We start from the raw sequence: 4,408 nt of genomic DNA on the forward strand, positions 1-4,408 counted from the left end.
CGCGACCTCGACGTGCTGCTGCTCGCGCGCGCCGACACGCTGCGCTCCCACGCGGGCCAGATCGCGTTCCCGGGCGGCCGCGTCGAGCCCGGCGACGCCGACGTCGTCGCCGCGGCGCTCCGCGAGGCGCGTGAGGAGACCGGGCTCGACCCCACGGGCGTCGAGGTGCTCGGCGAGCTCGATCCCATCCCGCTCGCCTACTCGCGCCACCTCGTGACCCCGGTGCTCGGGTGGTGGGCCCAGCCGAGCCCGGTGCACGCGGTCGACGTGGCCGAGTCGTCGGCCGTCTTCCGGACGCCGGTCGCCGACCTGCTCGACCCGGAGAACCGGCGGACGACGGTCCTCCGCCGCGACGGCGACGAGTGGCGCGGGCCCGGCTTCCTCGTCACGTCGGGCGGCGCCGACCGACTGGTCTGGGGCTTCACGGCGATGGTCCTCGACGCGATGTTCGAGGCGCTCGCGTGGACCGAGCCGTGGGATCGCGCCCGCGAGCTCGACCTGGAGTGACCGGCTACAGGTCGGACTCGACGGGCTCGCCCGAGACGAGCTCGAACACGCCGTCGAGGATCTCGTCGGGCCGGAACGGGTACTTCTCGATCTCGCGCTGGTCGCTGATGCCGGTGAGCACGAGCACCGTGTGCAGGCCGGCCTCGATGCCCGCCACGATGTCGGTGTCCATGCGGTCGCCGATCATCGCGGTGTGCTCGGAGTGCGCGCCGATCTTGTTCAGCGCCGATCGGAACATCATCGGGTTGGGCTTGCCGACGACGTAGGGCTCGCGTCCGGTCGCCTTGGTGATGAGCGCGGCGATCGCGCCGGTGGCGGGCAGCGGCCCGTCGGCGCTCGGCCCGGTGGCGTCGGGGTTGGTCACGATGAACCGGGCGCCCGCGCCGATCAGCCGGATCGCCTTCGTGATCGCGTCGAACGAGTAGTTGCGGGTCTCGCCCACGACGACGAAGTCGGGGTCGGTCTCGGTCATGATGAAGCCGGCCTCGTGCAGCGCGGTGAGGATGCCGGCCTCGCCGATGACGAACGCGGATCCGCCGGGCACCTGCTGCTTGAGGAAGTCCGCGGTCGCGAGCGCGGAGGTCCAGATGCGCTCCTCGGGCACGTGGAGGCCCGACGAGCGGAGCCGCGCAGACAGGTCGCGGGCCGTGAAGATGGAGTTGTTCGTCAGCACGAGGTAGGGCGTGCCCGCGTCCTCCCACTGCCGAAGCAGGTCGGCCGCGCCGGGGAGGGCGTGGTTCTCGTGCACCAGCACGCCGTCCATGTCGGTGAGCCAGGCCTCGACCTCATCGCGTTTCGCCATGGGCACAGCCTAGGCCGCCCGCATCACAGCGCGATGAACGGCGGATGCCGCGCGCGCGACGCGCGACGCGTCGCGGGTCACGGGTGGAGCAGCTCCTGCCAGTTCTCGGGAACGCTGCCGTTCGGCCCGGGGCAGGCCTGGTCCTCCGGCCGCCACCGCGGCGGGGCGAGCGGCACGTGCCGTGCCCCTCGTTCGGCGGCGTAGTCCCAGAACCACTCCTCGCCGGGTTCGAACGACGCCGCGACGACGTGCCCCTCCTCCTCGGCGTGCCGGCGCGCGTGCTGCCCGGGGGATGCGTCGCAGCATCCGATGTGCCCGCAGTCGACGCAGCGCCGCAGGTGCCACCACCAGCCGCCGAGGTCGAGGCACTCGGCGCAGCCCGTGCCGGAGGGCGCAGGCGCGAGCTCCGGATCGACGGTCGCCTCGGGGTCGCCGCCGCGACCGTCTGCGTCCTGCGTGCCGTTCATGCAAACACCTCCGCCGTGGCGAGCGCCCGATGGACCGACGCTACCGCGCTCGAGCCCTCGCCGACCGCGGCGGCGACGCGTTTCATCGACCCGCGGCGTACGTCGCCTGCGGCGAAGACGCGTGGCACCGAGGTCTCGAAGGGCAGCGGCATCCGCCCCGCCGAGCGCCAGACGTCGCCGAGGGCGAGCACGTCGGCACCGGTGCGGACGAAGCCGTCGTCGTCGCGCTCCAGGTCGGCGAGCCAATCCGTGGCGGGGACCGCGCCGATGAAGCAGAACAGGGCCCGGCAGTCGACCGTCTCGTCGACTGCGCCGGTGAGCGTCACGCGTGCGAGCGTCTCGTCGCCGTCGAGCGCGGAGACCTGGGTGCCCGTGTGCACGTCGATGCGCGGGTCCTCGCGGATCCGGTCGACGAGGTAGCTCGACATCCGGTCGCCCAGCTCGCCCGAGCGCACCACGAGCCGCACGCGGCATCCGCCCTGCGCCAACGCGAGCGCGGCCTGCCCGGCGGAGTTCGCCCCGCCGACGACCACGACGTCGGACCCGGAGGCCTGTCGGACCTCGAGTGCGGTCGCGGCGTGGTGGATGCCGGCGCCCTCGAACTCGTCCCATCGGGCGATCGGGAGGCCGCGGTACGCGACGCCGGTGGTGACGACGACCGCGCGTGCCCGGACGATCGCGCCGTCGGCGAGCAGCAGTCGGTGCGCTCCGGTCTCGGCGTCGAGCTTCACGACCGGGCACGGCGCCGCGATGCGCACCCCGAACTTGAACGCCTGCAGCGAGGCCTGCGACGTCAGGGCGCCGCCGCTCACGCCGAACGGGAAGCCGAGGTAGTTCTCGATGCGCGACGTCGTCGCCGACTGGCCGCCCGGTGCGACGGCGTCCAGCAGCACGGTGCGGAGCCCCTCCGAGGCCCCGTAGATCGCCGCCGCGAGGCCGGCGGGCCCGGCGCCGACGACCGCGAGGTCGAACTCGGTGTCGTCCTCCGACGCGTAGGCGAGTCCCAGCATCTCGGCGACCCGGCCCGGCGTGGCGTTGCGGACGATCTCGCCCTGCACGATGGCGACGGGCAGGTCGTCGCGCGTGTAGCCGTGCGACCAGATGTCGTGGGTGAGCTCGGGGTCGTCGACGTCGATCCACGTGTGCACGAGTTCGAGCCGCTCGGCGTAGCGGCGAAGGGCCTGCGATTCCTGCGACTGGGATCCGACGAGCTTCAGGGTCCATGCGGCCGGACCGTGCCGGAGCAGCTCGCGGCGGGCCCAGAGCGTCCGGAGCATGAGGTCGCAGAGCTCGTCGTCCTCGGCCATCATCCGCTGGAGCGCGTCGTGGTCGATGCGCAGCACCCGCCCGGGCGCGGTGACGCGCGCGGTCAGGAAGGCCCGCTGCCCGTTGAGCAGGCCGAGTTCGCCGACGAACGTGCGGGGGCCGAGGCGGGCGAGCTGCGTCTCCTCGGTCCACCACAGCGCCTCGCGCACGACCTCGACCTCGCCGGTCTCGACGAGGATCAGGTCGTACGACCGGTCGCCGGCCGCGAAGAGGACATCGCCCTCGACGACGTCCTGCGGCGCGCCGTAGCGCCTGAGTCGCGACCACTGCGCGTCAGTGAGTTCCGGGGTGATCTTCTCGCCGGCACCGCCCATCCCCCCATCCTCGCGGACGGAAGGCGCGTGCGGCAGGGGGTTCAGCGACTGCTCAGGCGGTGATCCAGATGCCGGCCGCGGCGGTGCGCGGGATGGCGTGGTCGGCGCCGTCGAGCGCGACGGCGACGGCGGCGGGCTCCGAGGCATCCGTGACCCGCAGTTCGCTGCCCGGACCCACCCCGGCCGTCTCGAGTTCCCGGAGCACGGCCGGGTCGCGATCGCTGATCCGGATGACGCGGCCCACGTGTCCCGCGGTCGCCTCGTCGAGGCGCACCGACGGCTCGCTCACGAGCGTGCCGTCGGCCCGGGGGATCGCGTCGCCGTGGGGATCGCGCTCGGGCCGGCCGAGGCGGTCGTCGATGGCCTCGAGCAGCCGGTCGGAGACCGCGTGCTCGAGCACCTCGGCCTCGTCGTGCACCTCGTCCCAGGCGTAGCCCATCTCGCGGACGAGCCAGGTCTCGATGAGCCGGTGGCGGCGGACCACCGCGAGCGCCCGGGCGCGGCCGTCGTCGGTGAGGCGGATGGCGCCGTAGGGCACGTGCTGCACGAGCCCCTGCGCGGCCATCTTCTTCACCATCTCGGTGACGGACGATGGGGCGACACCGAGCGCCGCGGCGAGCCCGGACGGCGTGATCGCCTCGGGCTGCCACTCGGTGTGGCCGTAGATCGTCTTGAGGTAGTCCTCGACGGCTGGGCTGCTGGTCGCGGGCATCGGCCCCACCATACCCGCGTCCGTTCGGCGCGGTGCGCGGCGATGGGATGGCCCGGGGTTGACCGTGCCCCCGTTCGGGGGTAGCGTCGCTCGGGCACGGAAAGCGCTATCCCAACGACGGGCCCTACGCCCAGAGAAGGATTCGACGATGAATCTCGGACACCATCCGTTCCGCGCAGCCCTGGCGGTCGCCGCCGCCGGGTGCCTGATCGCCGGCGTCGCGCAGACCGCGAACGCCGCACCGCCCGACGTCGGCCCGCCCGCCGGCACCCCGCACCTC

General features: G+C 73.5%; 5 protein-coding genes. 1 reads left to right on the forward strand and 4 read right to left on the reverse strand.

Annotated features, from left to right (window positions below; all coding sequences use genetic code 11):
* On the forward strand, positions 1-507 hold a 507-nt coding region (locus ESO86_RS12080), incomplete at its 5' end, for an NUDIX hydrolase (RefSeq protein ID WP_165307740.1).
* Between the two features lie 4 nt (positions 508-511).
* On the opposite strand, the gene ESO86_RS12085 is transcribed toward ESO86_RS12080, so the two are convergent.
* The 4 genes from ESO86_RS12085 to ESO86_RS12100 form a co-directional block, all read right to left on the reverse strand.
* On the reverse strand, positions 512-1,309 hold the full coding sequence (locus ESO86_RS12085) for an HAD-IIA family hydrolase (protein WP_129235254.1): 798 nt from the start codon (positions 1,307-1,309) through the stop codon (positions 512-514).
* Between the two features lie 77 nt (positions 1,310-1,386).
* Positions 1,387-1,776, reverse strand: a complete 390-nt coding sequence (locus ESO86_RS12090; protein ID WP_129235255.1) for a UBP-type zinc finger domain-containing protein — start codon at positions 1,774-1,776, stop codon at positions 1,387-1,389.
* Complete coding sequence (locus ESO86_RS12095) at positions 1,773-3,416, reverse strand: FAD-dependent oxidoreductase (RefSeq protein ID WP_129235256.1); 1,644 nt, start codon at positions 3,414-3,416, stop codon at positions 1,773-1,775. The genes ESO86_RS12090 and ESO86_RS12095 overlap by 4 nt, the downstream gene beginning before the upstream one ends.
* A gap of 52 nt (positions 3,417-3,468) precedes the next feature.
* On the reverse strand, positions 3,469-4,128 hold the full coding sequence (locus tag ESO86_RS12100) for a metal-dependent transcriptional regulator (protein ID WP_129235257.1): 660 nt from the start codon (positions 4,126-4,128) through the stop codon (positions 3,469-3,471).
* Positions 4,129-4,408: the final 280 nt, after the last annotated feature.

The organism is Agromyces binzhouensis, from assembly GCF_004135055.1.
GTDB classification, from domain to species: domain Bacteria; phylum Actinomycetota; class Actinomycetes; order Actinomycetales; family Microbacteriaceae; genus Agromyces; species Agromyces binzhouensis.

Coding starts and splice junctions, on each gene's coding strand:
- ESO86_RS12085 (WP_129235254.1), bottom strand. CDS start 1,309: ATGGCGAAACGCGATGAGGTCGAGGCCTGGCTCACCGACATGGACGGC.
- ESO86_RS12090 (WP_129235255.1), bottom strand. CDS start 1,776: ATGAACGGCACGCAGGACGCAGACGGTCGCGGCGGCGACCCCGAGGCG.
- ESO86_RS12095 (WP_129235256.1), bottom strand. CDS start 3,416: ATGGGCGGTGCCGGCGAGAAGATCACCCCGGAACTCACTGACGCGCAG.
- ESO86_RS12100 (WP_129235257.1), bottom strand. CDS start 4,128: ATGCCCGCGACCAGCAGCCCAGCCGTCGAGGACTACCTCAAGACGATC.